Raw genomic sequence first — 213 nt, forward strand, 5'->3', positions numbered from 1 at the left:
CGCACGTCCAGCAGAAATTGCAGTGCATTTGGGCGAATAACACCTGCTATTCCTAACCGAATGATGAGGACAAGATGATGAATAAAGACGAAGCCGGCGGTAACTGGAAACAGTTTAAAGGTAAAATGAAAGAACAATGGGGCAAACTGACCGATGACGATATGACCGTTATCGAAGGTAAACGCGACCAACTGGTAGGTAAAATCCAGGAGC

Annotated in this window: 1 protein-coding gene; it reads left to right on the forward strand. The window is 45.5% G+C overall.

All coding sequences use genetic code 11. The features are described from left to right. Positions 1-77 precede the first annotated feature (77 nt). A partial coding sequence (locus BBB58_RS14955) for a CsbD family protein (protein WP_143180285.1) occupies positions 78-213 on the forward strand: 136 nt, incomplete at its 3' end.

The sequence above is a fragment of the Exiguobacterium profundum genome, assembly GCF_001909285.1.
Classification (GTDB): Bacteria; Bacillota; Bacilli; order Exiguobacteriales; family Exiguobacteriaceae; genus Exiguobacterium; species Exiguobacterium profundum.